This window comes from Lelliottia sp. RD5, assembly GCF_056032945.1.
Genome location: NZ_JBVYHQ010000001.1, coordinates 127,154 through 153,111 on the forward strand (window position 1 = coordinate 127,154; position 25,958 = coordinate 153,111).

At 52.2% G+C, this 25,958-nt stretch carries 26 protein-coding genes and 1 pseudogene; 15 read left to right on the forward strand and 12 right to left on the reverse strand.

Going from position 1 to position 25,958, the window contains the following annotated elements; genetic code table 11:
- The first annotated feature begins 171 nt into the window (after positions 1-171).
- Positions 172-1,053, forward strand: coding sequence for a protease HtpX (gene htpX / locus AC0LWE_RS00700; protein ID WP_015959401.1), 882 nt, complete (start codon positions 172-174; stop codon positions 1,051-1,053).
- A 56-nt stretch (positions 1,054-1,109) separates the two neighbouring features.
- Here htpX and AC0LWE_RS00705 read toward each other — a convergent pair whose 3' ends face one another.
- Positions 1,110-2,483, reverse strand: coding sequence for an MFS transporter (locus AC0LWE_RS00705; RefSeq protein WP_174343322.1), 1,374 nt, complete (start codon positions 2,481-2,483; stop codon positions 1,110-1,112).
- A gap of 178 nt (positions 2,484-2,661) precedes the next feature.
- Here AC0LWE_RS00705 and kdgR point away from each other — a divergent pair, with 178 nt between their 5' ends.
- The gene (gene kdgR, locus AC0LWE_RS00710; RefSeq protein WP_015959399.1) at positions 2,662-3,453 is read left to right on the forward strand and encodes a DNA-binding transcriptional regulator KdgR; all 792 of its coding nucleotides are present in this window, start codon (positions 2,662-2,664) and stop codon (positions 3,451-3,453) included.
- Positions 3,454-3,542: 89 nt separating this feature from the next.
- Here the strand turns inward: kdgR and AC0LWE_RS00715 are convergent, their stop codons facing one another.
- Positions 3,543-3,782 carry a YobH family protein gene (locus AC0LWE_RS00715; RefSeq protein ID WP_072241903.1) on the reverse strand — a complete coding sequence of 80 codons (240 nt, stop codon included), beginning with the start codon at positions 3,780-3,782 and terminating at the stop codon, positions 3,543-3,545.
- A gap of 161 nt (positions 3,783-3,943) precedes the next feature.
- Between AC0LWE_RS00715 and mgrB the strand changes: the two genes are divergently transcribed.
- From mgrB to rlmA, 6 genes and pseudogenes are all read left to right on the forward strand, one after another.
- Positions 3,944-4,087 carry a PhoP/PhoQ regulatory lipoprotein MgrB gene (gene mgrB / locus AC0LWE_RS00720; protein WP_059179736.1) on the forward strand — a complete coding sequence of 48 codons (144 nt, stop codon included), beginning with the start codon at positions 3,944-3,946 and terminating at the stop codon, positions 4,085-4,087.
- A gap of 71 nt (positions 4,088-4,158) precedes the next feature.
- Positions 4,159-4,449, forward strand: a complete 291-nt coding sequence (locus AC0LWE_RS00725; RefSeq protein ID WP_059179737.1) for a YebO family protein — start codon at positions 4,159-4,161, stop codon at positions 4,447-4,449.
- Between the two features lie 890 nt (positions 4,450-5,339).
- Positions 5,340-5,484, forward strand: a pseudogene (locus tag AC0LWE_RS00730) (DUF2627 domain-containing protein).
- A gap of 12 nt (positions 5,485-5,496) precedes the next feature.
- Complete coding sequence (cspE, locus tag AC0LWE_RS00735) at positions 5,497-5,706, forward strand: transcription antiterminator/RNA stability regulator CspE (protein ID WP_001062678.1); 210 nt, start codon at positions 5,497-5,499, stop codon at positions 5,704-5,706.
- A 220-nt stretch (positions 5,707-5,926) separates the two neighbouring features.
- Positions 5,927-7,645, forward strand: coding sequence for a peptidoglycan glycosyltransferase FtsI (gene ftsI / locus AC0LWE_RS00740; protein WP_202667820.1), 1,719 nt, complete (start codon positions 5,927-5,929; stop codon positions 7,643-7,645).
- 66 nt (positions 7,646-7,711) lie between these two features.
- Positions 7,712-8,572, forward strand: a complete 861-nt coding sequence (gene rlmA / locus AC0LWE_RS00745; protein ID WP_202667821.1) for a 23S rRNA (guanine(745)-N(1))-methyltransferase — start codon at positions 7,712-7,714, stop codon at positions 8,570-8,572.
- On the opposite strand, the gene mntP is transcribed toward rlmA, so the two are convergent.
- From mntP to manX, 5 genes are all read right to left on the reverse strand, one after another.
- Positions 8,525-9,091, reverse strand: a complete 567-nt coding sequence (mntP, locus tag AC0LWE_RS00750; RefSeq protein WP_174343319.1) for a manganese efflux pump MntP — start codon at positions 9,089-9,091, stop codon at positions 8,525-8,527. The genes rlmA and mntP overlap by 48 nt on opposite strands.
- Positions 9,092-9,488: 397 nt before the next feature.
- Positions 9,489-9,947 carry a DUF986 family protein gene (locus AC0LWE_RS00755; protein ID WP_059179740.1) on the reverse strand — a complete coding sequence of 153 codons (459 nt, stop codon included), beginning with the start codon at positions 9,945-9,947 and terminating at the stop codon, positions 9,489-9,491.
- Between the two features lie 55 nt (positions 9,948-10,002).
- Positions 10,003-10,854: a PTS mannose transporter subunit IID gene (locus AC0LWE_RS00760; RefSeq protein WP_012017770.1), complete on the reverse strand. Its 852-nt coding sequence runs from the start codon at positions 10,852-10,854 to the stop codon at positions 10,003-10,005.
- 12 nt (positions 10,855-10,866) lie between these two features.
- The gene (locus AC0LWE_RS00765) at positions 10,867-11,667 is read right to left on the reverse strand and encodes a PTS mannose/fructose/sorbose transporter subunit IIC (RefSeq protein WP_012017769.1); all 801 of its coding nucleotides are present in this window, start codon (positions 11,665-11,667) and stop codon (positions 10,867-10,869) included.
- Positions 11,668-11,714: 47 nt separating this feature from the next.
- On the reverse strand, positions 11,715-12,677 hold the full coding sequence (gene manX, locus AC0LWE_RS00770; RefSeq protein ID WP_059179741.1) for a PTS mannose transporter subunit IIAB: 963 nt from the start codon (positions 12,675-12,677) through the stop codon (positions 11,715-11,717).
- Positions 12,678-12,991: 314 nt separating this feature from the next.
- Here manX and AC0LWE_RS00775 point away from each other — a divergent pair, with 314 nt between their 5' ends.
- Both AC0LWE_RS00775 and yoaE read left to right on the forward strand, forming a co-directional pair.
- Complete coding sequence (locus AC0LWE_RS00775; RefSeq protein ID WP_394373373.1) at positions 12,992-13,150, forward strand: protein YoaL; 159 nt, start codon at positions 12,992-12,994, stop codon at positions 13,148-13,150.
- A complete protein-coding gene (gene yoaE / locus AC0LWE_RS00780) occupies positions 13,138-14,694 on the forward strand; it encodes a CNNM family cation transport protein YoaE (protein WP_202693029.1) in 1,557 nt (518 codons plus the stop codon). Before AC0LWE_RS00775 ends, yoaE begins: the two co-directional genes overlap by 13 nt.
- A gap of 6 nt (positions 14,695-14,700) precedes the next feature.
- Here the strand turns inward: yoaE and AC0LWE_RS00785 are convergent, their stop codons facing one another.
- From AC0LWE_RS00785 to pabB, 4 genes are all read right to left on the reverse strand, one after another.
- The gene (locus AC0LWE_RS00785; RefSeq protein ID WP_174343317.1) at positions 14,701-16,299 is read right to left on the reverse strand and encodes an EAL domain-containing protein; all 1,599 of its coding nucleotides are present in this window, start codon (positions 16,297-16,299) and stop codon (positions 14,701-14,703) included.
- A gap of 142 nt (positions 16,300-16,441) precedes the next feature.
- Entirely contained in the window at positions 16,442-17,806 is a 1,365-nt protein-coding gene (gene sdaA / locus AC0LWE_RS00790) for an L-serine ammonia-lyase (RefSeq protein WP_174343316.1), read from the reverse strand.
- 263 nt (positions 17,807-18,069) lie between these two features.
- Positions 18,070-18,648, reverse strand: a complete 579-nt coding sequence (locus AC0LWE_RS00795; RefSeq protein WP_219347649.1) for a CoA pyrophosphatase — start codon at positions 18,646-18,648, stop codon at positions 18,070-18,072.
- A gap of 3 nt (positions 18,649-18,651) precedes the next feature.
- On the reverse strand, positions 18,652-20,019 hold the full coding sequence (pabB, locus tag AC0LWE_RS00800) for an aminodeoxychorismate synthase component 1 (RefSeq protein ID WP_219347650.1): 1,368 nt from the start codon (positions 20,017-20,019) through the stop codon (positions 18,652-18,654).
- Positions 20,020-20,071: 52 nt separating this feature from the next.
- Between pabB and AC0LWE_RS00805 the strand changes: the two genes are divergently transcribed.
- Entirely contained in the window at positions 20,072-20,254 is a 183-nt protein-coding gene (locus tag AC0LWE_RS00805; protein ID WP_059179746.1) for a YoaH family protein, read from the forward strand.
- A 6-nt stretch (positions 20,255-20,260) separates the two neighbouring features.
- Here AC0LWE_RS00805 and AC0LWE_RS00810 read toward each other — a convergent pair whose 3' ends face one another.
- Positions 20,261-20,605, reverse strand: a complete 345-nt coding sequence (locus AC0LWE_RS00810) for a RidA family protein (protein WP_012017761.1) — start codon at positions 20,603-20,605, stop codon at positions 20,261-20,263.
- 133 nt (positions 20,606-20,738) lie between these two features.
- On the opposite strand from AC0LWE_RS00810, the gene AC0LWE_RS00815 reads away from it, so the two are divergent.
- From AC0LWE_RS00815 to fadD, 4 genes are all read left to right on the forward strand, one after another.
- Positions 20,739-22,649 carry a DNA repair helicase YoaA gene (locus AC0LWE_RS00815; protein WP_219347651.1) on the forward strand — a complete coding sequence of 637 codons (1,911 nt, stop codon included), beginning with the start codon at positions 20,739-20,741 and terminating at the stop codon, positions 22,647-22,649.
- A gap of 65 nt (positions 22,650-22,714) precedes the next feature.
- A complete protein-coding gene (gene tsaB / locus AC0LWE_RS00820; protein WP_219347652.1) occupies positions 22,715-23,410 on the forward strand; it encodes a tRNA (adenosine(37)-N6)-threonylcarbamoyltransferase complex dimerization subunit type 1 TsaB in 696 nt (231 codons plus the stop codon).
- Positions 23,411-23,447: 37 nt separating this feature from the next.
- Positions 23,448-24,029: a Slp family lipoprotein gene (locus AC0LWE_RS00825; RefSeq protein WP_219347653.1), complete on the forward strand. Its 582-nt coding sequence runs from the start codon at positions 23,448-23,450 to the stop codon at positions 24,027-24,029.
- A gap of 203 nt (positions 24,030-24,232) precedes the next feature.
- Positions 24,233-25,918, forward strand: coding sequence for a long-chain-fatty-acid--CoA ligase FadD (gene fadD, locus AC0LWE_RS00830; RefSeq protein ID WP_219347654.1), 1,686 nt, complete (start codon positions 24,233-24,235; stop codon positions 25,916-25,918).
- Positions 25,919-25,958 lie beyond the last annotated feature (40 nt).

Genomic DNA, 25,958 nt, shown 5'->3' on the forward strand with positions numbered 1-25,958 from the left:
TTGTGCCTGTTTTTTTAGTTCTGCAACCTCCCGTCAGTAAGCCAATAAACAATGTAAAGTTGTGTCTTTCTGGTGACTTACACCGCTCGAATCCTTGAAAATAGCCACAATACCCATACGATGTGGGTAATCGCATAGTGCGTTTTGTTAAACAGAGGTTAAAAGAAAATTATGATGCGAATCGCGCTCTTCCTGCTCACCAACCTGGCGGTTATGGTGGTCTTCGGGCTTGTGCTAAGCCTGACGGGAATTCAGTCGAGCAGCGTTCAGGGTCTGTTGATTATGGCGCTGCTGTTTGGTTTTGGTGGTTCCTTCATTTCGTTGTTGATGTCGAAATGGATGGCCCTGAAATCTGTGGGTGGTGAGGTTATCGAACAACCGCGCAATGACATGGAACATTGGCTGATGAACACGGTTGCTCAGCAGTCGCGCCAGGCGGGTATCAAAATGCCTCAGGTAGCGATTTATCACGCACCGGATATTAACGCGTTTGCCACCGGCGCGCGCCGCGATGCATCGCTGGTTGCCGTGAGCACCGGGCTTTTGCAAAACATGAGTCGTGATGAGGCCGAAGCGGTTATTGCGCATGAAATTAGCCACATCGCCAATGGTGATATGGTCACCATGACCCTGATTCAGGGCGTAGTGAACACGTTTGTTATTTTCATCTCCCGTATTCTGGCGCAAATTGCTGCCGGATTCATGGGCGGTAACCGTGATGAAGGTGAAGGGAACAACGGCAACCCGTTGATTTATTTCGCCGTCGCGATGGTGCTGGAACTGGTATTCGGTATTCTCGCGAGCATTATTACAATGTGGTTCTCGCGTCACCGCGAATTCCATGCTGATGCAGGATCGGCAAAACTCGTCGGCCGGGAAAAAATGATTGCGGCATTGCAGCGTCTTAAAACCAGCTACGAGCCGCAGGAAGCGACCAGCATGATGGCATTTTGCATCAACGGTAAATCAAAATCGCTGAGTGAAATGTTTATGACTCACCCGCCACTGGATAAACGTATCGAAGCGCTGCGCAGTGGGCAGTACATTAAATAAAATTCGTTTTAGGTAACAAAGCAGTCCGGGAGACGCAAAACGTCTCCCGGCTTTTTTTATGCCTCTGTCCGAGGTTGGATCACACGCAGACCGCTGATGATAGCGGCGATCGTTGCCAGTGTCCCAGCGGTAAATAGGGCAATATGGGTACCATTTTGTCCGGCCAGGTTAAACATGAGCGCGACCAGCGCTGCGCCAATGCTTTGCCCTAGCAAACGCGCGGTACCCAGCATACCACTGGCGCCTCCGCTGCGATGGCGCGGGGCTGCGGACATAATGGTGTGGTTATTGGGTGACTGGAATAAACCGAATCCGGCGCCGCACAGGATCATTCTCCAGATAATATCGGCATCCGTCGGCGAGGCGGGGAGCATCGCGAGAGCGAAAAGACCTGTGGCCATCACCACCAGACCCATTGCCCCCAATAATCCTGCATGTACGCGTTCAATCAGGTAGCCTGCGAGCGGAGCCATAACCATGGTAGCGAGCGGCCACGGCGTGAGCAGCAGCCCCGTTTCGACTTCTGTGCGCCCCACAATGTTTTGCAAAAAGAAGGGCAGTGAGACAAGCGCCAGCATCTGCGCGCAAAACGAGCAAATGGATGTCCCGATCGATAGCGAAAAAAGCGGAATACGTAACAGGTCTACGGGCAGGAGAGGCACCGGCAATGCCAGCTGACGGCGAACGAAAAAGAACCCAACGATCAACATGGCGATAATTTCTGCGGCGATAAGCCGAAGGGATTGCCCCTGCGCAAAACCGCTTAGCGCAGTGATGAGCAGGCCAAAGGTCAGCGCATTCATCACAGCACTGGGGAGATCAAAACGCGGCATCGCGCTTTTCGCTCCGTTTGCCGGGAGATAACGTAGTGCAAAGAGCAGGGCAACAATACCCAGCGGCACGTTAATCAAAAACAGCCATTGCCACGACGCCACGGAGAGAATGGCCGCAGCAACCGTCGGACCTGCAGCAGATGAAACGGCCACAATGAAGGAGTTGATTCCCATCCCGCGGCCGAGCTGTTTCTGGGGATAGATAAGCCGTATCAGCGCTGTATTGACGCTCATTAACGCTGCGCCACCAAACCCTTGTGCAATACGCGCGATAGTCAACGTATGCAATGAATCTGATAGCGCACAAAACAGAGATGTCACGGTGAAGACGGCAAGTCCGCACTGATAAATGCGACGATAACCGAACATATCGCCCAGGAAAGAAAAAGACAGCAAGGAAATCACAATGGCTATCTGGTAAGCATTGACGATCCAGATTGAACTCGCGGGTGATGCGTGAAGATCGCTGGCAATGGTCGGTAGCGCAACGTTGGCAATCGCCCCATCAAGAACCGCCATCGAAATACCGATAATAATTGTGGCAATCGCGCCATAGCGTTGGGGTAATGGTAAGCCGTCAGAGGGAATTTTTTCCATAGAAAATGAAATGCTCAGGAGGTTATAATTCTTAGTGTCACTATTTTAGCACTGATATTTCGGTTTTATGTCGCAGATTTGTAACGAAGTAAACGCAGAACGATTGCAGCAAGACGATCGCGAATTTATAATAAAAACCGGTTCTGATTTTTATAAAACACTCGCAATGAGGTGATAAATGGCAATTGCAGATTTGGACAAGCAGCCAGATTCTGTTTCTTCCGTGCTGAAGGTGTTTGGCATCTTACAGGCGCTGGGTGAAGAGCGCGAAATTGGTATTACAGAGTTGTCGCAACGTGTGATGATGTCAAAAAGCACTGTTTATCGCTTTCTGCAAACCATGAAATCCTTGGGCTATGTCGCTCAGGAAGGCGAGTCTGAGAAATATTCTCTGACGCTGAAGCTATTTGAGCTGGGCGCTCGCGCACTTCAAAATGTTGATCTTATTCGCAGTGCTGATATCCAGATGCGTGAACTTTCTCGTTTGACGAAAGAAACCGTGCACCTTGGGGCGCTTGATGAAGACAGCATCGTTTATATTCATAAAATAGATTCTATGTATAACCTGCGCATGTATTCGCGCATTGGTCGTCGCAACCCGCTTTACAGTACGGCCATTGGTAAGGTCCTACTGGCGTGGCGTGACCGTGAGGAAGTCAAAGAGATCCTCCAGGACGTTGAGTACAAACGTAGCACTGAGCGCACCATCACCAGCACAGAAGAGCTACTGACGGTGCTTGATAAAGTGCGTGAGCAGGGTTATGGCGAAGATAATCAGGAGCAGGAAGAGGGGCTGCGCTGCATTGGCGTCCCGGTATTTGACCGCTTTGGCGTGGTTATCGCAGGGTTAAGTATTTCTTTCCCTACGCTTCGTTTCTCAGAAGAGCGTCTGCACGAATATGTTGAAATGCTGCATACCGCTGCGCGCAAAATTTCTGAACAGATGGGTTATAACGACTATCCATTCTAATGGCTGAAGCACAGAAACGCCGCGTCACCGCGGCGTTTCTGTTTGTCTGGCATTGCATGTTTGGCACTGCGTATCAAAGCAGGGCACAATTAACCGTTATCCACGACCATCTGACTTTTGCGCAGAATCGGGCAGTTAGACAACCCAATGACACCGCTGTCAGTGTGTAAATATTGCGCAGTGCTGATTCCTCTGGCGGTAAGGTACTGACATTGAATCCCTAATCCGGCCGCGTTTTCTTTACTTCCCACGAGTACGCCATAACCTGATAATAATAATCCTATCCACACAATGGCCAGGACAACAATTGTCCGAATGATTAATCTCATCGCTGCCTCTTTTTTTTAACTAATAATGCTATTCAGCGTAATAGTTTCGCTATATTAAACAAGTGCATAATTCTGAAAATATTTTGATGAACATAGAGTTAGTCCTTGTTTAAGATAACCGTGATAACCTGGACACATCAGGTCAAGAGACGGAGTGTGGAGTGAAAAAAATACGCTGGGTAATTCTGATTATAGTGCTGATTGCCTGTGCCTTTCTATGGACGCAGACAATCAACGTGATGTGCGATCAGGATGTACAGTTCTTTAGTGGCATTTGCGCGATCAATCAATTCATCCCCTGGTAGGACACTTTTTTATAGATCGTTACCTTCCCCTGCGTCAGTGGTAAAATAGGTGTTTTCATTGAGGTGGTAAAATGGGTGAGTTACAAAATTCGGGGCTACTGAACGTAGCCTCACTGGCGATGTTTGCAATCATTATGGTCATTGGCCTGGTATTGTGGTTCTTTATGAATCGCGCCAGCTCACGTACAAATGAGCAAATTGAGCTTCTGGAAGCGTTGCTTGATCAGCAGAAACGCCAAAATGCGTTGCTTCGCCGTCTGTGCGAAGCCAACGAGCCTGAAGAAAAGCCGATGGCAAAAGCCCCTGAAGCAGTAGCCCCAGAAGACGAAGATGATTTTATCCGTCTGGTCGCTGAGCGTTAATCTGTAAAAGTTGGGAGGTGGCTGTGGTCTGGATAAATTCCCGTTATGACCCCTCCCTTAATGATCATCCCGTATCTCGCCATGAGGATCACAGATTTCACTTAAAATATTCCTGTAGTTCACCTCATGTACGTTTTACCTAACGCTCCGCCACTCCTGCACCACAATGGTACAAATCTGTTGGATATGCTTTCAGCTGCGCCACGTAAGCAGCATGGAAACGTGTTTTCATCGATACTGTTTGTGCGACAGTAAGTGAAGAGTCGCGCAATAAGCCATCCAGCAGGTTTCAAGTCATGCACCTGAGTGTAGTAACAATGAATAATCATTTTAGAATATAAAAATTGGTTATTATTTGCCCTCATGACATCGTCCCACTCCGTAACTATATATTCTGTATTTTCGCGAACTCCCATTGTTTTATTTTTATCGAAACGTTTTGCTTGCCTTGTGATGAAGCAAAGTCATAAAAAATTCATTATTTTGGTGCAAAGCGACCTTTTGCCACGCGTATTCCTAATCCGAAAGCAGGGGCGTGAATAAGCATTGTTATTCCGATGTAAACATTTTTTCGCTGCGTTGATTTGAGCATAACTTTTCACAAATTGTTCTAACTAAGGTATTGCATCTTATAAACATTCCTTGCTTATCATCACAACGTCAGTATTGGGGAAGCAACAAAAAATCCTTACATTACAGTGGGTATGAATTAGAAGGTGATGCTGGGTGTCTTATTCAGGGTGATATAATGATAACGTCGAGTTGCTCAAAACTTAGCAAGGCGGCATCAGAGTTTGTGCGGCGGATCTTGTCATGTCTAAAAATGGCTTGCCATGATTAACGTTGTATGTGATAACACGGTTTGGGTCAAACGAGGTACAGTTCTGTTTATGTGTGGCATTTTCAGTAAAGAAGTTCTGAGTAAACACGTTGTCGTTGAATACCGCTTCTCTGCCGAACCTTATATTAGTGCCTCAAGCAGTAATGTCTCTGTTTTATCTAGGTCAATGCCTGCGGGCTAAGAAAACAATCTAAGGAATTTTGCAAATGGCAAAGATTAAAGGTCAAGTTAAGTGGTTCAACGAGTCTAAAGGTTTTGGTTTCATTACTCCTGCTGATGGCAGCAAAGATGTGTTCGTACACTTCTCTGCAATCCAGGGTAACGGCTTCAAAACTCTGGCTGAAGGCCAGAACGTTGAGTTCGAAATTCAGGACGGCCAGAAAGGTCCGGCTGCTGTTAACGTAACCGCTATCTGATCGAATCACTGCTGATTCAGAAGCGCTACAGCGCCTCATTTTCAGACATCAAGCCTCGCATTATGCGGGGCTTTTTTATGCACTATTTTTCAAAATGTTACCCCTTTCTATCTGGTTAGCAGTTTGTTGCAAAGCTGCGATATTAGAATCATTGTTTTCGCTATGCTGATACGCTTTTTACCGTTAAATCAGGGCGTTGTTTCACTAACCTGGAGCCAGGGTGAAAACGAAACCCTCTAGTCCTGCCGGTAATTTCACCCCGGCGCGTTTTGCACTGCTATGCCTTGCCATTTTTCTGAGCCTTGCTTTCCTTCTGGGGCGCGTTGCATGGCTACAAATTATTAAGCCTGACAACCTGGTCAAACAGGAAGACATGCGCTCTTTGCGTGAAGTGTCGATTGATGCCCCGCGCGGGATGATTACCGACCGTGATGGCAGACCTTTAGCGGTCAGTGTTCCGGTCAGGGCGGTGTGGGCTGATCCTAAGACCGTGTTGGCTAAAGGCGGCGTGGGCTTTGATGAACGCTGGCAAGCGCTTTCAACTGCATTGCACATTTCGCTGGCGTCGTTGGCTTCTCGTATTAATCACGATCCGAACGGGCGATTTATCTATCTTGCTCGTCAGGTGGACCCTTCGCAGGCTAAATGGATTGATAAACTCAACTTGCCAGGGATTAACCTGCGGGAGGAGTCACGCCGTTTTTATCCGGCGGGACATGTTGCGGCGAATCTGCTCGGATTTACGAATATCGACGGGCAGGGGATTGAAGGGGTTGAAAAGAGTTTCAACGCACAATTAACCGGTCAAGCGGGTATCAGGCGAGTGAGAGAAGACCGCTACGGCCATGTGATTGAAAATTTGACAGAAGTCTCACCGGTTCCTGCTCATAACATTCAACTGAGCATTGATGAGCGGCTGCAAACGATCGCTGAAGATGCGTTAGATAATGCCGTCGCCTGGAATAAGGCAGAATCTGGCGCGGCGGTGTTAATCAATGTTCAAACCGGCGAGATACTCGCCATGGCCAGTTTTCCGGACTTTAATCCCAACAATCGGGACGGCGCAACGCTCAACGACTTCCGCAATCGCGCCATTAGCGACACCTTTGAACCGGGTTCGACCGTCAAGCCGTTAGTTCTTATGACGGCGCTGCAGTATGGCATTGTTAAACCTGATAGCGTTCTCGACACCCATCCTTATACCCTTGATGGGCACAGAATCCGCGACGTGGGATATTATCCTGAATTATCACTGACCGGGATTTTGCAAAAGTCGAGTGATACGGGCGTGTCACGTCTGTCGCTGGCCATGCCGATACAGCACTTACTTGATACGTATAAGGGCTTTGGTTTTGGTTCGACGACGGGCCTGGGTCTAACCGGTGAGAGCAGCGGGCTTCTTCCTCAGCGTAAATTCTGGAGCCAGTTGGATCGCGCCACCTTTGCGTTCGGTTACGGCCTGATGGCGACGCCGCTCCAGCTGGCACATGTTTACGCCACGATCGGAAGTTACGGCCTGGAACGCCCCTTGTCGATAACACGCATTGACCCGCCGGTAGTGGGTCATCAGGTCATGCCTGAAGAGATCGTTCATCAGGTTGAACATATGATGGAGAGCGTTGCGTTACCCGGGGGCGGCGGGACGAAGGCAGCCGTGCGCGATTATCGTGTGGCAGTCAAAACGGGTACGGCCAAAAAAATCGGTGATGACGGGAAATATATCGATAAATATGTGGCGTATACCGCGGGTGTGGCGCCTGCAAGCCATCCTCAGTATGCATTGGCCGTGGTCATTAACGATCCGCAGAATGGTCGTTATTATGGCGGGGCGGTTTCAGCTCCGGTATTTAGCCAGATTATGGGTGACGTATTGCGCCTTGAAAACGTTGAACCGGATGGGTTAGCGCCCGATTCCAGCCATCTTGTCGTGATGCGATAAGGCAGACGTTTTATACCAGGTCGAATAGCGGTACACTTTCGGCCTTTGATATTGCCGGGAGTTACCATGTCATTCAGTTGTCCCTTATGCCACGCGCCACTGACGCAGGCCGAAAATAGCTACACCTGTCCACAGGGGCACACGTTTGATAAGGCGAAAGAAGGGTATGTGAATTTACTGCCTGTGCAACATAAACGCTCCCGCGATCCGGGCGACAGCGCGGAGATGATGCAGGCGCGGCGCGCATTTCTTGAGGCCGGGCATTATCAGCCGCTCAGGGACGCAGTTGCACAGTGGTTAGCCACCACGCTAAGCGAAAGCGCGAGTTCGATTCTGGATATTGGCTGTGGCGAAGGCTATTACACGGCGGCGTTTGCCGACGTTGCGGGGCGTGTCGGTGCCGTTACTGTGGGTCTCGATGTCTCGAAATCGGCCATTCGCGCTGCCGCAAAACGTTATCCGCAGGTCACATTCTGCGTTGCCTCCAGCCATCGTCTTCCGTTTGCCGATGAGAGCCAGGACGCCATTATTCGCATCTACGCGCCGTGCAAGGCTGAAGAGCTGGCGCGCGTGGTAAAACCGGGCGGCTGGGTCGTGACCGTCACGCCGGGACCGCGGCACCTGATGGAGATGAAAGGGCTAATTTACGATGAAGTGCGTTTGCATGCGCCGCATTCAGAACAGCTCGCCGGGTTTACGCTCAAGCATGAACAGTCATTGGGTTATGACATGCAGCTAACAGGAAAAGAAGCGATTGCGTTGTTACAGATGACACCGTTTGCCTGGCGCGCAAAACCAGACGTTTGGGAAACATTAGCGAATGAGAAAGATTTTCGCTGCCAGACGGATTTCAGTCTCCACTGCTGGCAGCGCGACGCGTTAACCGGCGAAATGCGACCAGAGAATTTGCCCACCAATCCCGATTAAAACAATACCGCCCAGGATTTCGGCTCGCTTGCCCAGCAGCGGGCCGATGAAACGTCCCACCATCATTCCGATAGTTGACATAATTAGCGTAGCGCAGCCAATTGCCAGTGCCGTGGCGATAATATTCACCTGAAGGAATGCCAGACCGACACCCACCGCCATCGCATCAAGACTGGTTGCAATCGCCGTGGTCACCAGTATCCAAAAACCGTGGCGGTGCTGCGGCGTGTCATCTTCATCGGCTGTAGCGCGAAACCCTTCGATTACCATTCTTCCGCCCAGGAAAACCAGCAGCGTAAACGCAATCCAGTGGTTCCATTCCAGAATAAACTGGCTCGCCAGCATGCCGAGTCCCCAGCCAATAAGCGGGGTGAGTGTTTCAATTGCGCCAAAAATAAGGCCAGTACGTAGCGCTTCAGAGAATTTAGGTTTGTGGAGCGTAGCACCTTTACCAATGGAAGCGGCAAAAGCATCCATGGACATGCCGAAAGCGAGAAGGATCGTGGCGGAGATATTCATAACAGCGTCCAGACCGGGGATATCCATATGACACATCACTGCCCCCAGTAAACAGCAGTTGATGCGTCTATGGTCTCGCCTGACTTTTACGCACAAAGAATGTGCAGTAAGCAATCCGTACGCACCACGTTTTTCAACGAGTATGTTGACACGTACATTTCCCTAGGCAGGAAATCGGCTACTCCCCAACGACGGCGCAACCTTAACATATTTTGAGAATATAAAACAACAACAGGAATGTATTATTCCATTAACTTGTTGATAACGATTTTCATTTAGATTTATTGGTGAACTTAACGTTAATAAATATAAGGTAAATAGAGAAGGGAATATAGCGATGGCTATATATCGCCCACGTAAAATGGCAACAATATATAGCCTCTGCTATAATTTTAACTTATTGAGTTTTAACCATTATTTTGTATATTTTTTCCAGGTCATCAATATTTTTCACCCGCACCAATAAACGGCGTTGTTCCAGTTGCATAACCAGTACCCCGTCTTCAGATAAATTCATCTCTTTAATGCGGTTATATTCTATCCATATGTTGGCGAAGAAAAAGCCATGGTTTTTGAAGATAATCTTAGGCGCTCGGATCCAAAAAAGATAAAAAGCCATTAATGCCAGCACACATAATAACCATGTGGTTAATAAAGCACCCTGGCTCATAACGTTGTTATAAATCAGAATGGCTAACAGTCCGGCGAAGATAAAAGCATCGATACGCCCACGGCGCAGAAGAGGAACGGCCAAAAGGGTCTCGCCGTTGCGGCGGGGCATAATGAATTCGTCATAGAAGGCGTAAGCCAGAAGGGCAACAATAAACAAAACCAGTACGATGTCCGTGACCGTCATTCATCCTCCAGATAAAAAAACCGGGGGCATGGCCCCCGGTGGATAACACCTAAACTTACAGACCCAGCAGACCGATCGCGTAGCCGACGATACCGATGACGAAGAAGCCGACGATGATCCACAGCGCATTCACTTTCTTACGCAGCAGCCACATACAGGCGAAGGTCAACAGCAGCGGCACTAAGCCCGGCATCAACTGATCAAGGATAGTTTGCACCGTGGTTACGCGAGTCTGACCATCCTGTCCGGTGATGGTCGACACCACCAGTGGGATGTTCACATGCGTCCACTTGTTCACCAGTGCCCCCATGACAAACAGGCCGAGGATAGACGCCCCCTCAGTCAGTTTTTGCAGGAAGCCGCCGCCCATATCTTTAACGATATCGACGCCTTTGCTGTAACCGTAGGCGACGCCGTAATAACGGGTCAGCAGTCGGACGGCGTTGAACAGGATGAAGAACAGAAGTGGACCCAGCAGGCTGCCGCTCATGGCTATGCCCGCACCTAGTGCCGCAAAGACAGGGCGAACCGTGCCCCAGAAGATTGGGTCACCCACGCCTGCCAGCGGCCCCATCAGACCAACTTTAATGCCGTTGATAGCACCATCGTCGATCTCAGCACCGTTTGCACGCTGCTCTTCCATCGCCAGCGTCACGCCCAGAACAGGTGCAGCGACGTACGGATGCGTGTTAAAGAATTCCAGGTGACGTTTAATCGCCTGGCGACGTGCTTCGTTGTTTTCCGGATACAGGCGTTTGATCGCCGGTACCATGGAGAAACAGAAGCCCAGCGCTTGCATACGTTCGAAGTTCCACGAACCCTGGAAGAGGTTAGAACGAAGGAACACGCCACGAATATCACCCGGAGTCAGTTTCTTCTCAGGGGTAGTTTTAGTCATATCAACCATTTCGCTCACCTGCTAGTCCAGTTCGTTATCGAGATCGTTGCTGCCCGGAGCTTGCGCTGGGGCACCCGCGACGCGGTTATATTTCGGGCTCAACTGGATGTACAGAATCGCCATTACTGCACCAATCACACCCAGAGCAACCAGGTTGAAGTTGGTGAAGGCCGCAGTCACAAAACCGAGGTAGAAGAACGGCATCAGGTAGCCTGCGCGCATCATATTGATGACCATCGCGTAACCGACCACAACAATCATGCCACCCGCGATGTTCAGACCGCCGGTCACCACTTCAGGAATGGCGTTCAACAGACCCTGAACTTCGCTGGTACCGACAGAAATTGCCACGATAACCGCAGGAATCGCAATACGCATTGCCTGGAGGAACAGCGATGAAACGTGGATCCACGAGAGGGCCGTCAGGTTTCCGCTATCCGCCGCTTTATCTGCCGCATGCTGGAAAGCAACGGTGATGGTACGAACGATAATGGTCAGAACCTGGCCAGCTGCGGCCAGTGGAATTGCCAGGGCGATACCCGCACCGATGTTTTGGTGTCCGGCAATAACCAGAACGGTAGAGATGATGGAAGCCAGGGCAGCATCAGGCGCAACCGCCGCACCGATGTTCATCCAGCCCAGAGCGATCATTTCCAGCGTACCACCGATGATAATACCGGTTTTCATATCGCCAAGAACGGCGCCAATCAACGTACAGGCCACCAGAGGACGGTGGAACTGAAATTCATCAAGTACGGATTCCATACCCGCAATACACGCGACGATGAACACCAGCACAATCTGAAGAGTGGTAATCTCCATTGTACTTCTCCTATAACATAAGCTTTGTGTAAAAAATCAGCGCAGGGTTATTTCCCAACTTTGCCGATCAAATCCATCATTTTCAGTTTCTGATCGGTGGAAACCTTACGGGCCTCCAGCTCAATACCGCGTGCATTCAATTTTTTGAATGCTTCGATATCTTTTTCATCGACTGAAATCGCATTGTTGACCTGAGTTTTCCCCTGGCGGAAGGCGATACCGCCAATGTTCACCGAGGTGATGTTCACGCCGCCTTCAACCACGCGTTCAACATCGGTCGGGTTGGTAAACAGCAGCATCACGCGCTCGCCCGCATATTTCGGGTTGTTATAAACGCGGATCATTTTGGCGACATCTACGACGTGGGCGGTAACGCCCGGAGGAGCAACCTGGGTAAGAAGCGTTTTGCGCACGGTATCGGCGGCGACTTCATCACTGACAACAATGATGCGTTTCACGTTGGTTTCTTTCGTCCAACGCGTTGCGACCTGGCCGTGGATCAAACGGTCATCGATACGGGCAAGCCCGATAATCATGTAATCGTTCGGTCCCATCGGTTTGGCAGGGGTGGCAGCTTTGACCGCGGCGGCGACCGGCGCGGGTTTCTCTACCGGTTGTGCTTTGAGGGCTTTCACGCCTTCACGGCCTGTTTCGACAGCCAGAGCGACCAGTTCGTCAAAGCTCGGATTGTCATCACGGGCCATCAACGTTTCCACGAGCATAGGAATGTTGACGCCGGCAACGACCTCATGATGCTCTTTATCGACGACAATGCGGCTGGCGGCATTGAACGGGCTGCCACCCCATGTATCGACGAGAAACAGCACGCCTGAGCGCGTATCCAGCTTCTCCAGCTGAGCCGTATATTTCTCGATTAGCGTTTCCGCGTTTTCACCTGGAACGAAATCGATCCAGCCCACGTTTTCCTGCTCACCCAACAGCATTTCTGCCGTTTTGAGTAACTGCTCTGCAGCCCAACCATGTGTGCCTATCACAATAGCAATGGTCACTTGCTACCTCCTTTATTATCATTAATACGCCTGCCAGGCAGTCGTACTGAGAATCTTCCCCGGCGAACCGAATCGATTCAGATAAGGGTTAGAGTTCAATTAAATAAGACTTCCGGGAATTATTTTAGACAGTGAAAAAATAATTTATGTGATGAAGATCCGTAATTTAGCGATGTAGAACAGATTTATCCCAAATCAAAATCGACTCTGTTACAGAACTTTGCAAAGGAAAGTAAATCTTTGCTAAAAACCTATTGTCTCTGATATGTTTAGCCTCCGTTTAATTGACAGGAGTAAAGGGCTTAGCCCACTGTATGGACCGTCACCGACGTCAGTCATCTACCAGGCCATTTAGCGCCTCGCTCGCCGGCGATTCTCGCCACACGTTGAACATGTCTACCGCCATTTCGCCCACTTCTTCCGTGGCGCCGTTTTGTCATTCCTTTAGCAGGAGCTTGTCATGGAATTCTTAATGGACCCGTCAATCTGGGTGGGATTACTCACGCTGGTTGTGCTCGAAATTGTTCTTGGTATCGACAACCTGGTGTTCATCGCCATCCTCGCGGATAAGCTGCCGCCAAAACAGCGCGACAAAGCGCGTTTAATCGGTCTTTCGCTGGCGCTGATCATGCGTCTTGCGCTGCTGTCCGTCATTTCGTGGATGGTCACGCTGACCAAACCGTTGTTCACCGTTTGGGATTTCACCTTCTCCGGTCGTGACCTGATCATGCTGGTGGGGGGCCTGTTCCTGCTCTTCAAAGCGACGACAGAGTTGCATGAGCGGCTGGAAAACCGGCAGCACGACGATGGTCACGGCAAGGGGTATGCGAGTTTTTGGGTCGTCGTCATGCAGATTGTGGTGCTTGATGCCGTCTTCTCACTGGATGCGGTGATTACCGCGGTCGGCATGGTAAACCATCTGCCGGTGATGATGGCTGCGGTCGTTATCGCAATGGCCGTGATGCTGCTGGCTTCTAAGCCGCTGACGCGTTTTGTGAACGAACATCCCACAGTGGTGGTCCTGTGTTTAAGCTTCCTGTTGATGATTGGCCTGAGTCTGGTCGCTGAAGGTTTCGGCTTCCATATTCCGAAAGGCTACCTGTACGCTGCGATCGGCTTCTCGATTATTATCGAGCTGTTCAACCAGATTGCGAGCCGAAACTTCATCAAACAGCAGTCTAACCAACCGCTGCGCGCCCGTACCGCCGACGCCATTTTGCGTCTGATGGGGGGCCGTCGTCAGTCTGTACAGCCTGAATCTGCGGGTAATGCCCCGGTTCCTGTGCCGGTTGGCGCTTTTGTCGAACAAGAACGCTACATGATTAACGGCGTGCTTTCGCTCGCCTCCCGCTCACTGCGCGGCATCATGACGCCACGGGGTGAAATCAGCTGGGTTGATGCCAATCTGAGCGTAGATGAAATCCGTCAGCAACTGCTGTCGTCCCCGCACAGCCTGTTCCCGGTCTGTCGTGGCGAACTGGATGAAATCATCGGTGTGGTTCGCGCTAAAGAGATGCTGGTCGGTCTGGAAGAGGGGGCGAACGTCGAAGCGATTGCCGCCGCGACCCCCGCGATAGTGGTTCCGGAAACGCTGGACCCTATCAACCTGCTTAGCGTTCTGCGTCGTGCTCGCGGTAGTTTTGTGATCGTGACCAACGAATTTGGCGTGGTGCAAGGTCTGGTGACACCGCTGGACGTGCTTGAAGCGATCGCCGGCGAATTTCCGGATGCCGATGAAACGCCAGAAATCGTTGCGGATGGCGACGGTTGGCTGGTTAAAGGCGCGACGGACCTGCATGCGCTGCAGCACACGTTGGGTCTTGATAACATCATTAATGATGAAGAAGACATCGCCACCGTGGCGGGTTTGGTGATTGCAGTGAACGGTCAGATTCCGCGCACGGGCGATATCATTGAGCTGCCGCCGCTGCAAATCACGATCGTGGAAGCAAACGATTATCGCGTTGACCTGGTGCGTATTGTTAAAGAACAGACTGCGCACGACGACGAAGAGTAATCTGTCTTAACGTAACGGCATAATTCTCAAAATATGCCCGTTACGCTGCGCTGGCGGGGGTGAACTCTCCGCCAGCCATTTCGGAAAATCCTTGAGCGGCATTGGCCGCGCATATAAAAATCCCTGCAACGTATTCACCCCGTGATGGCGCAGATAACGTGCCTGTTCCTGTGTTTCCACGCCTTCCGCGACCAGCTCAATATTGAGCCGTTGACCCAATGCGATAATAATATCCGTCACCGTGGAATTCACCGCGTCCGTTCCCAATGCCATCGTGAAAGACTTATCAATTTTGAGCACGTCAGGGCGTAATTTTTCCAGCCATGACAGGGAACTGTTCCCCGTACCAAAATCATCGATGGCCAGCTTCACCTGTTTGCGGTGTAACTCGCGAACCAGTCGATAATCCCCGTCCAGCAGGGCATCGCGCTCAGTAAGTTCAAGGATCAACTGTTGTTTTGGATGCGCGCTAAACCAATAGCGATTCAGATCATGAAGCAAAGTACCGTTGCGAAAATGGCTGGCCGCCACGTTAATGCCAATATGAAATCCCTTGTTGGCGGGGAAATAGCCAATCTGGCGGACCGTTTCAATCATCACGTAGCGCGTCAGGGGAACAATCAAATTATGTTCCTCCGCCAGTGGGATAAAAACGTCCGGGGATATCCAGCCCTGACGGGGATTATTCCACCGCAACAGGATCTCCACGCCGACGCATTTTTGCGTGCGGGCATTGAGCAGCGGCTGGCAAAAAAGCTCAAACTCCCGCGCGGCTAATCCGAGATTAATTTCCCAGGTAAAGCTCATGCGACTGGCGGTAGCAAGCCAGGCAATATAGCCCAGCAGCAGGCTTATCAATACCGCCAGCGGAAGTTGTGAGGGCAAGTTTTTCAACGCCAGTTCACTGGCGCCAGGGCCGCTGACCAGGATAGTAAAAGGAAAATGGGCAGAGGACTGGGGCAGAATCATACTGTCTTCAGGGACGTTCAGCGTATCCGTGACGTTCTGACCATCGCGAAGAAATTTATTCCCGACTTTCAGGCTGACGTCGGTGATCAGCGGACTTTGCGGCTCAAGCATTATTTTGGTGATGAGATCGATATTCACCACCTGCATGACGCCGTCTTCTCCGGTATCTGAGGCGGGATACCACTGAATCAAAATAGGGCTGCCTTTGAGTAACGACTTGTCGGTAGTCAAGATGAGCTGAGGCTGGCTGGACGGTAAGGCGGGTTGAGTGAGGCGAATCTGAACGTTACGGTCGCCAAAAATACTGGAGCAGTACAGAATGCCCTCTTTAACGAGGGTAATTGAACGTACCGTTTGCAATGCCGCAGCCCGCTTGCGCAGCATCAGATGGGCCTCAGAGCAGGGAACGCCAACTAATGTTTGCAACTCATCGCGTCCGTTTTGCAAGGGCATCAGAATCTTATCCAGTGCATTTACGGAATGGGTCGCAAAGGCCTGGATGCGCTCCTGATTTAAATTACGCTGTGAAATAAAGCGGATGCCCAACGTCAGAATGAGCGTAAGAAGCGCCACCATCACACAGACGATGACGCGTTTTTGGCGATATTTTTTTATGATCCTTTGTGCCGTTTGCATGAAAGGCCGCCTGATACGCCGCCGGCACCAAATGCCAGAGGCAACAAAGCAAGTGTAGTGGGGAAATATTACGCTGACGAGAAAGGGAAAAAATTTCGCCCATCCGTTGCAGATGGGCGAGGGGAGATATCAGGCGCTGTGCTTAATCACACTGCACTTTGATCGCCAGACCACCGCGAGAGGTTTCACGGTATTTTGCGTTCATGTCTTTACCGGTTTCGTACATGGTTTCGATGACCTTATCCAGCGAAACGCGGGGTTCGCTGGTACGGCGCATCGCCATGCGTGTGGCGTTGATCGCCTTAACGGATGCAATCGCGTTACGCTCGATGCACGGAACCTGTACCTGACCGGCAACCGGGTCACACGTCAGACCCAGGTTATGCTCCATGCCGATCTCAGCCGCCACGCAAACCTGCTCCGGGCTTGCGCCAAGCAGCTCTGCCAGACCTGCCGCTGCCATCGAACACGCTACGCCCACTTCACCCTGACAGCCCACTTCAGCGCCAGAGATAGACGCGTTCATTTTATACAGCGCGCCAACAGCACCTGCTGCGAGGAAGTAGCGGATATAAATATCTGCGGTGACCGGTTCGATAAAGTGATCGTAATAGGCCAGAACCGCCGGAACGATACCGCATGCGCCGTTTGTTGGCGCGGTGACCACACGGCCGCCTGCGGCGTTTTCTTCGTTGACCGCCAGCGCGAACATATTCACCCAATCGATCACATTCATCGGATCGTTAGAGAATTTGTCCGTGGTGACCAGCATGCGACGCAGAGCGGACGCACGACGCGGAACGCGCAGCGGACCTGGCAACACGCCTTCGGTGTTGATCCCCCGGTCGATACACGCCTGCATGGTTGTCCAGACGTTGCCAAAATAGGCTTCAATTTCGCTTTTGCTGTGCAATGCCAGTTCGTTTTGCATCACCATCCCGGAAAGGGACAAGCCGGTTTCGTGGCAATAATCGAGCATCTCTTTGGCGGATTTAAACGGATACGGCACGTTGACGTCGCCCGCGGTGTCTTTACCAAAGTGCTCTTCATCGACGATAAAACCGCCGCCGATGGAGTAATAGGTTTTGCTGTACACCACTTTGTCGCCGTTAAAGGCGTGGATCTGCATTCCGTTCTCGTGCAGTGACAGGTTATCACTGCGAAAACGCATGCCGTCGTCATGCGGGAAATCCACTTCGTGCTGACCTTTTGCCAGCAGCAGGCGACCGCGTGTTTCTACGTCTCGAATGAACGCCGGAATGGCGTCAATATCAACAGTGTCCGGCATATTTCCAGCCAGACCCATAATAATGGCGATATCGGTGTGGTGGCCTTTACCCGTCAATGACAGCGAACCGTAGACATCTACAGCTACACGGGTAACGCTTTCCAGTAATCCTTTTTCGACCAGATCATCGACGAACTGTTTACCGGCCTTCATCGGCCCTACAGTGTGGGAAGAGGATGGACCGATCCCCACTTTGAACATGTCGAATATACTAATCACTTTCTCACTCCTGACAGGGTTACTGGGGTTCCAGTAACGATGTTATAACTGCGCATAGTGTAAGAGGGAACCCTGGGATCGGCTGAACTATTCACATGAATAAAACTAATGATTTTGAGTGAATTTACTAATGCCGAGGGCCCTACGGTAAACTTGTGTCAGCAATCATGGAGTAAAGTATATATGCTCATGATTTCGGCAGGCAGGAGAGGGATGCGCGTCACAAAATTCGCGCACCCGGAGTTGAAACATTGAAGTTAGAATTAAGGCTTCATTCCAATTTGCAGAGCCAGTTCGCGAATAATCCCCGCCGTCATGCCCCAGACAAAATAATGCTGATACCAGGATAGCCACACGCGGTGATCGTGCCCACGACGCTGAATATCCAGCGGATGATAGCGGCTCAGACGCAGCGCTTCGCTCAGCGGCATTTCGAATACGGCGGCAACTTCCTCTTCACTCGCATGATAATGAAGATCGGGCGGAATAATCCCCACGACGGGTGTGACCTGAAATCCGGTGACGCTATCAACGGGCGGCAGCACGCCAATAATCTCAACCACTTCCGTTGGAATGGCGACTTCTTCGTGAGCCTCTCGCAGCGCGGCAGCAATCAACGACGCATCTGTTGAATCTACCGCACCGCCGGGAAACGCCACTTGACCCGGGTGCTTACGCATGTGGGATGAGCGTTTGGTGAGTAACAGTCCCGGCTGTTCGCGACGCACCACCGGGATAAGCACCGCGGCCTGGCGGCTGTTCAACACGTCGCGACTAATCTTCGGACGCAAGAGCTGAAAACGTGACAAAAAATCATCCAGAGTTAAATCGTGAGTCTCCATCCGTTAGCTCTCCAGTTGTTGCAGGATGCGGTTTACTTTATCAAATGTTTCCTGATATTCAGCATCGACTTGACTGTCCGCCACGATCCCGCCTCCCGCAGAACAATAGAGTTTTCCGTCGCAGGCCGTCAGGGTACGAATGGTAATGCTGGTGTCCATGGTGCCGCACACGCTCACATAACCAATGCTGCCGCACCAGGCGTTACGACGATGCGGCTCCAGTTCGTCGATAATTTGCATTGCGCGGACTTTCGGAGCGCCGGTGATGGACCCGCCAGGAAACGCCGCGCGCAGCAGATCGCAGGCGGAACGGCTGGCAGGAAGTTGCGCTGTAATGGTGCTGACCAGATGGTGAACCGCCGGGAACGGCTCCACGACAAACAGTTCAGGGACGCGCACGCTCCCCGGAACCGCAACGCGGCCAATATCGTTACGCATTAAGTCGACAATCATCAGATTCTCGGCGCGATCTTTCGGCGATGCGGCCAGTCTTTCTGCCTGCGCGCGATCGGCTGCGGGGTCTGACAGGCGCGGAAGCGTGCCTTTGATCGGGCGCGTCTGAATTGTTCCGTCCGCCAGATGTATAAAACGCTCTGGCGACAGGCTCAGGATCGCGCCCTGTTCCAGGCGTAGAAACGCGCTGAACGGCGCACGATTATTCGCGTTTAAACGTGTAAACGCCTGCCACTCATCTCCCCGGTACGTAGCCTCGAATCGTTGGGCGAGATTCACCTGATAGCAGTCACCGCTGTGTAAATACGCCTGCACTTGCCCGAACTTATCGGCATAGTCCTCAGCGCGCATATTTGAGTGCCAGGCAGACGTCAGAGAAAACGCAGCCGTCTCGGGTTCGGGTTGCGCGTCGATCCACGCCAGACGAGCATTCACGTCCGAATGGCTGAGGAGCGAAACCACTTTTTTGTGGTGATCGACAATGATTGCCCAGTCATACAATCCCACGGCCATATCCGGCAGCGAAATATCACTCTGCGCGATATCGGGCAGCGTTTCAAACCGACGGCCTAAATCGTAACCGAAAAGGCCCAGCGCCCCGCCCTGAAAAGGCAGGTCAGGATTGGGGTCCGCAGGCAGTGCCAGCGCACGGGTTTCTTGTTCAAGTAACGTCAGCGGATCTTCATGAGACAGACGCGAGAACGCAGAGGTTATGCGCGTCGTATCGCCTTGCGTGACCAGCGTCGTCAGCGGGTCAGCGACCAGAATATCAAAGCGGCTATAGGGATGATCCGCATGCCCGGAATGCAGCAACATTGCCCAGGGAAGCGGGCTTAAGCGCGCAAACCAGAATTCGGCGGCGTCATGGCGCCACGGCAATGTAATGACAGTAGGGGGTAAAGTCTTCATGTGTGGCATACTATAGGGCAGCGTGAAATAATGAGCGCGGATAATTTAGCAGGAGTTGACAATGTTTGCAGGTTTACCTTCTCTGAGCCACGAACAGCAGCAAAAAGCAGTCGAGCGTATTCAGGAACTGATGACCCAGGGCATGAGCAGCGGTGAGGCGATTACCACGGTAGCTCAGGAAATTCGCGCCACCCATACCGGCGAGCGGATTGTGGCGCTTTTTGATGATGAGGACGAAGAATAATCGGGCTTAAACCGCCGCGATAATTTTGATCTCGACCTTATACTCCGGCTTCATCAGCGTGGCTTGTACGGTACAGCGTACAGGCGCGTGACCCGCCACCACCCACGCATCCCAGGCTTTGTTCATCGCCGCGAAATCGTCTTTGTTTGCCAGGAAAATTGTCGCATCCAGAATGCGCGACTTTTCGCTGCCCAGTTTTTCCAGCATCGCATCAATTTGTGCCAGCGTATTGGCAGTTTGCTCAAATGCGTCTGCATCCAGGTTTTCCGGCACGCCGGTGTAATAAATGGTTTGGTTGTGAACGACGACGTCAGACCAGCGGGCTTCGGCATCAATGCGCAAAATTGTCATAAATTTTTTCCTGATTATTTTCCATCGCAATGGGCAAGACTGCCACATTGTTCCGCACTCGTCACTATTTCGACTGGCACAGAAGAGGGCGGGCTGACATAATCCCTGTGCAAAAATACAGTGAGAGATAAACGTGGCAGACGATTTTGCAGCAGAGGGTCAGTTAGCGCAGGCGATTCCCGGTTTCAAGCCGCGTGAGCCGCAACGGCATATGGCGGAAGCGGTGACCCGCGCCATTCAAAACACTCAACCCCTGGTGGTTGAGGCAGGAACCGGCACGGGTAAAACCTACGCCTATCTTGCGCCGGCGTTGCGCGCAAAAAAGAAAGTGATCATCTCTACGGGATCGAAAGCGTTGCAGGATCAGCTTTACAGCCGCGATTTGCCGACGGTCGCTAAGGCGCTGAACTATAAAGGCCGTCTGGCGCTGCTGAAAGGCCGCTCAAACTATCTCTGTCTGGAGCGCCTTGAAGCACAGGCTCTTGCGGGCGGCGACCTCCCGGTACAAACCCTCAGCGATGTGATTATTCTGCGTGCGTGGGCGAATCAAACCACCGACGGGGACATCAGCACTTGCGCAAGCGTCGCGGAAGATTCTCAGGCGTGGCCGCTGGTCACCAGCACCAACGATAACTGCCTGGGCAGCGACTGCCCACTGTATAAAGATTGTTTTGTCGTCAAAGCGCGTAAAATCGCGATGGACGCTGACGTGGTGGTGGTGAACCATCACTTATTCCTGGCAGATATGGTGGTTAAAGACAGCGGATTCGGCGAACTGATCCCGGAAGCGGAAGTGATGATTTTCGATGAAGCGCATCAGTTACCGGATATCGCCAGCCAGTATTTTGGTCAGTCACTGTCCAGCCGTCAGTTGCAGGATCTCGCCAAAGATTTCACCATTGCCTACCGCACTGAATTACGCGACACCCAGCAGTTGCAAAAATGCGCCGATCGTCTCGCGCAAAGCGCGCAGGATTTCCGCCTGCAACTGGGGGAGCCAGGTTTTCGCGGTAATCTTCGTGAGCTGCTGGCTGACAGCAATATCCAACGCGCGCTGTTGCTTCTCGATGACGCGCTGGAGTTGTGCTACGACGTGGCGAAACTGTCGCTTGGCCGTAGCGCCTTGCTGGATGCAGCATTTGAACGCGCCACGCTCTATCGCACCCGTCTGAAACGCCTGAAAGAGACCAACCAGCCTGGTTTTAGCTACTGGTACGAATGCACCGCTCGGCAGTTCACGCTCGCTCTGACGCCGCTGACCGTGGCGGATAAATTCAAAGAAGTGATGGCCCAGAAACCGGGCAGCTGGATTTTTACCTCCGCCACGCTGTCGGTGAATGACGATCTCCACCACTTCACCGAACGTCTGGGTATTGAAAACACCGAATCCCTGTTGCTGCCGAGCCCGTTTGATTTCGAAACGCAGGCATTGCTCTGCGTCCCGCGCAATTTACCGCTGCCTAATCAACCGGGTGCAGCGCGGCATCTGGCGGCGATGCTTAAACCGATGATCGAAGCCAACAATGGCCGTTGCTTTATGCTGTGTACGTCGCACGCAATGATGCGCGACCTGGCAGAGCAGTTTCGCGCCACGATGACGCTCCCCGTCCTGTTACAGGGGGAAACCAGCAAAGGACAACTTTTGCAGCAGTTTGTCACCGCCGGTAACGCGTTGCTGGTGGCGACCAGCAGTTTCTGGGAAGGGGTGGACGTACGCGGCGATGCGCTGTCGCTGGTGATTATCGACAAATTACCGTTTACCTCACCCGACGATCCGCTGCTCAAAGCGCGCATGGAAGATTGTCGCTTACGTGGCGGCGATCCGTTTGATGACGTGCAGTTGCCGGATGCGGTGATCACCCTGAAACAGGGCGTGGGACGTCTGATTCGTGATATCGACGATCGCGGCGTGCTGGTTATCTGCGATAACCGTCTGGTGATGCGTCCTTACGGCGCCACGTTTCTGGCAAGCCTGCCGCCCGCGCCGCGCACGCGCGACATCAACCGTGCCGTGCGTTTCCTGGCGAATCCAACGGCGGAGTAATTTGCCCTGGAGTATGCTAAGATGCGCGCCATTTTCTGACTGACCACTGCGAGAGCGCGAGACCCATGCGAATTCTGGCTATTGATACCGCAACAGAGGCGTGTTCTGCCGCCCTGTGGGATAACGGTAACCTCTTTGCCCATTTTGAAGAGTGCCCCCGGGAACATACCCAACGTATTCTGCCGCTGGTAAAAGACATTCTGAACCAGGGCAACACCGCCTTAACTGAACTTGACGCGCTGGCGTTTGGCCGTGGGCCAGGCAGCTTCACCGGCGTGCGCATCGGCATCGGCATTGCGCAGGGCCTGGCGTTGGGGGCAAATCTTCCCATGATCGGCGTATCAACGCTTGCCACCATGGCGCAAGGCGCTTTCCGAAAAAGTGGCGCAACGCGTGTGCTGGCGGCTATTGACGCGCGCATGGGTGAAGTTTACTGGGCGGAATATATCCGCGATGAGCAGGGTGTCTGGCACGGTGAAGAGACCGAATGCGTGCTCAAACCGGAGGCCGTTGGCGAACGGTTGAAACATCTTTCTGGCGATTGGGCTACTGTGGGAACGGGATGGCCAGCGTGGCCGGATATGGCCAAAGAAAGTGGCCTGACGCTGGTCGATGGCAATATGTTGCTGCCTGCCGCAGAAGACATGCTGCCAATCGCGTGTCAGCGCTTTGCTGCGGGAAAAACCGTTGCAGTTGAACAGGCTGAGCCAGTTTATTTGCGAAATGAAGTCGCCTGGAAGAAACTTCCGGGCAGAGCGTGAATCTCAGTAATACGAGCTGAGAAAAGGGAGTCGCATCATGGCGGTTCAAAAGAAAGTTGTACGTCTGATTATGGCGAGCGCAATTGCCGTCGCGTTGAGTGGTTGTGTGACCGTCCCTGACGCGATCAAAGGAACCAGCCCGACGCCGCAGCAAGATCTGGTGCGGGTGATGAATGCCCCTGAACTGTACGTCGGGCAGGAAGCGCGCTTTGGCGGGAAAGTCGTTGAGGTTATCAATCAGCAGGGCAAAACCCGCCTTGAGATTGCGACGGTTCCACTGGATAGCGGCGCGCGTCCCATGCTGGGAGAAGCCTCCCGTGGGCGTATTTACGCGGATGTGAGCGGCTTCCTCGATCCGGTTGATTTCCGTGGGCAACTGGTCACGGTTGTCGGGCCAATCACTGGCGCGCAGCAAGGTAAAATCGGCAGCACGCCATATAAATTTATGACGATGCAGGCGAACGGCTATAAACGCTGGCGCGTCACGCAGCAGGTGATGCTGCCACCGCAGCCGATCGATCCCTGGTTCTGGGGTCCGCATCCCTACCGCTATGGCTACGGTGGATGGGGCTGGTATAACCCAGGTCCGGCGCAGGTACAGAACATCGTAACAGAATAACGTGTTGTTATATTTAGATAAGAGACAGCGGCTCAGCCGCTGTCTCTGTTTTTTACGGCTATAACACAAAAAAAAGAGTGACGCGCTTCGCAACCTTAAATCTGCACAATTAATAAACTGGTACGCTGAGTTAATATAATGTTAACGAACTGTTTATTCTCGGGGTTGCGATGACGACGAACGCTCATTTCAGAGGTGATGCATTGAAGAAGGTTTGGCTAAACCGGTATCCCGCAGATGTTCCTGCGGAGATCAATCCTGACCGTTATCAATCCCTGGTTGAATTATTTGAAAATTCCGTCACGCGCTACGCCGATCAGCCTGCGTTTGTGAACATGGGCGAAGTGATGACCTTCCGCAAACTGGAAGAGCGCAGCCGGGCGTTTGCGGCTTACCTGCAGGAAGGCTTAGGGCTGAAGAAAGGGGACCGCGTCGCACTGATGATGCCAAACCTGCTCCAGTATCCGGTGGCACTTTTTGGGATCCTGCGGGCGGGCATGATCGTGGTTAACGTAAACCCGCTGTATACGCCGCGCGAGCTGGAACACCAGTTAAACGACAGCGGTGCCGCGGCGATTGTGATTGTCTCCAACTTTGCCCACACCCTGGAAAAAGTGGTCGATAAAACGCAGGTCCGCCACGTTATCCTGACGCGCATGGGCGATCAGCTTTCGACGGCTAAAGGCACGCTGGTTAACTTCGTCGTCAAATACGTTAAGCGTCTGGTCCCGAAATACCATCTTCCGGACGCGATCTCTTTCCGCCGCGCGCTGCACAACGGCTACCGTATGCAGTACGTGAAGCCAGAAGTGGTGCCGGACGATCTGGCGTTCCTGCAATACACCGGTGGCACGACCGGCGTGGCGAAAGGTGCGATGCTGACGCACCGCAATATGCTGGCCAATCTCGAGCAGGTGAATGCAACCTATGGCCCTCTGCTGCACCGTGGCAAGGAGCTGGTCGTCACGGCATTGCCGCTGTATCACATATTTGCACTGACCATGAACTGCCTGCTGTTTATCGAACTGGGCGGGCAAAACCTGTTAATCACCAACCCGCGTGATATTCCAGGCCTGGTGAAAGAGCTGGCGAAATATCCGTTTACGGCGATGACGGGCGTGAATACGCTCTTTAATGCGCTACTGAATAACAAAGAGTTCCAGCAGCTCGATTTTTCTACTCTTCATCTTTCGGCGGGCGGCGGCATGCCGGTTCAGCAAGCCGTGGCCGAACGCTGGGTTAAGCTGACGGGTCAGTACCTGCTTGAAGGTTACGGCCTGACGGAATGCGCGCCATTAGTCAGCGTGAATCCGCATGATATTGATTACCACAGCGGAAGTATTGGTCTACCGGTTCCCTCGACAGAAGCCAAGCTGGTGGATGATCAAGACAATGAAGTGGCGCACGGGGAACCGGGCGAACTGTGTGTCAAAGGCCCTCAGGTGATGCTAGGTTACTGGCAGCGACCTGACGCCACTGATGAAATCATGAAAGGCGGCTGGCTGCACACGGGTGATATCGCGGTGATGGATGACGAAGGATTCTTGCGTATCGTCGATCGTAAGAAAGACATGATTCTCGTCTCCGGCTTCAACGTCTATCCCAACGAAATTGAAGATGTCGTCATGCAGCACAGCGGGGTGCTGGAAGTGGCTGCCGTTGGCGTTCCCGCGGGAAGCAGCGGCGAGACGGTGAAGATTTTCGTGGTCAAAAAAGAGTCCTCCCTGACCGAAGAAGAACTCATTACCTTCTGCCGCCGTCAGCTGACCGGTTATAAAGTGCCGAAGCTGGTCGAGTTCCGCGGTGAATTGCCAAAATCGAACGTCGGGAAGATATTACGACGAGAATTACGTGACGAAGCGCGCGCCAAAGTGGACAATAAAGCCTAAGCTTCGAGTGAGTCGCCATGAGACGCCGGTTTAGCCGGCG

Coding starts and splice junctions, on each gene's coding strand:
- htpX (WP_015959401.1), top strand. CDS start 172: ATGATGCGAATCGCGCTCTTCCTGCTCACCAACCTGGCGGTTATGGTG.
- AC0LWE_RS00705 (WP_174343322.1), bottom strand. CDS start 2,483: ATGGAAAAAATTCCCTCTGACGGCTTACCATTACCCCAACGCTATGGC.
- kdgR (WP_015959399.1), top strand. CDS start 2,662: ATGGCAATTGCAGATTTGGACAAGCAGCCAGATTCTGTTTCTTCCGTG.
- AC0LWE_RS00715 (WP_072241903.1), bottom strand. CDS start 3,782: ATGAGATTAATCATTCGGACAATTGTTGTCCTGGCCATTGTGTGGATA.
- AC0LWE_RS00725 (WP_059179737.1), top strand. CDS start 4,159: ATGGGTGAGTTACAAAATTCGGGGCTACTGAACGTAGCCTCACTGGCG.
- cspE (WP_001062678.1), top strand. CDS start 5,497: ATGGCAAAGATTAAAGGTCAAGTTAAGTGGTTCAACGAGTCTAAAGGT.
- rlmA (WP_202667821.1), top strand. CDS start 7,712: ATGTCATTCAGTTGTCCCTTATGCCACGCGCCACTGACGCAGGCCGAA.
- mntP (WP_174343319.1), bottom strand. CDS start 9,091: ATGAATATCTCCGCCACGATCCTTCTCGCTTTCGGCATGTCCATGGAT.
- AC0LWE_RS00755 (WP_059179740.1), bottom strand. CDS start 9,947: ATGACGGTCACGGACATCGTACTGGTTTTGTTTATTGTTGCCCTTCTG.
- AC0LWE_RS00760 (WP_012017770.1), bottom strand. CDS start 10,854: ATGGTTGATATGACTAAAACTACCCCTGAGAAGAAACTGACTCCGGGT.
- AC0LWE_RS00765 (WP_012017769.1), bottom strand. CDS start 11,667: ATGGAGATTACCACTCTTCAGATTGTGCTGGTGTTCATCGTCGCGTGT.
- AC0LWE_RS00775 (WP_394373373.1), top strand. CDS start 12,992: ATGGACCGTCACCGACGTCAGTCATCTACCAGGCCATTTAGCGCCTCG.
- yoaE (WP_202693029.1), top strand. CDS start 13,138: ATGGAATTCTTAATGGACCCGTCAATCTGGGTGGGATTACTCACGCTG.
- AC0LWE_RS00785 (WP_174343317.1), bottom strand. CDS start 16,299: ATGCAAACGGCACAAAGGATCATAAAAAAATATCGCCAAAAACGCGTC.
- AC0LWE_RS00795 (WP_219347649.1), bottom strand. CDS start 18,648: ATGGAGACTCACGATTTAACTCTGGATGATTTTTTGTCACGTTTTCAG.
- pabB (WP_219347650.1), bottom strand. CDS start 20,019: ATGCCACACATGAAGACTTTACCCCCTACTGTCATTACATTGCCGTGG.
- AC0LWE_RS00805 (WP_059179746.1), top strand. CDS start 20,072: ATGTTTGCAGGTTTACCTTCTCTGAGCCACGAACAGCAGCAAAAAGCA.
- AC0LWE_RS00810 (WP_012017761.1), bottom strand. CDS start 20,605: ATGACAATTTTGCGCATTGATGCCGAAGCCCGCTGGTCTGACGTCGTC.
- tsaB (WP_219347652.1), top strand. CDS start 22,715: ATGCGAATTCTGGCTATTGATACCGCAACAGAGGCGTGTTCTGCCGCC.
- AC0LWE_RS00825 (WP_219347653.1), top strand. CDS start 23,448: ATGGCGGTTCAAAAGAAAGTTGTACGTCTGATTATGGCGAGCGCAATT.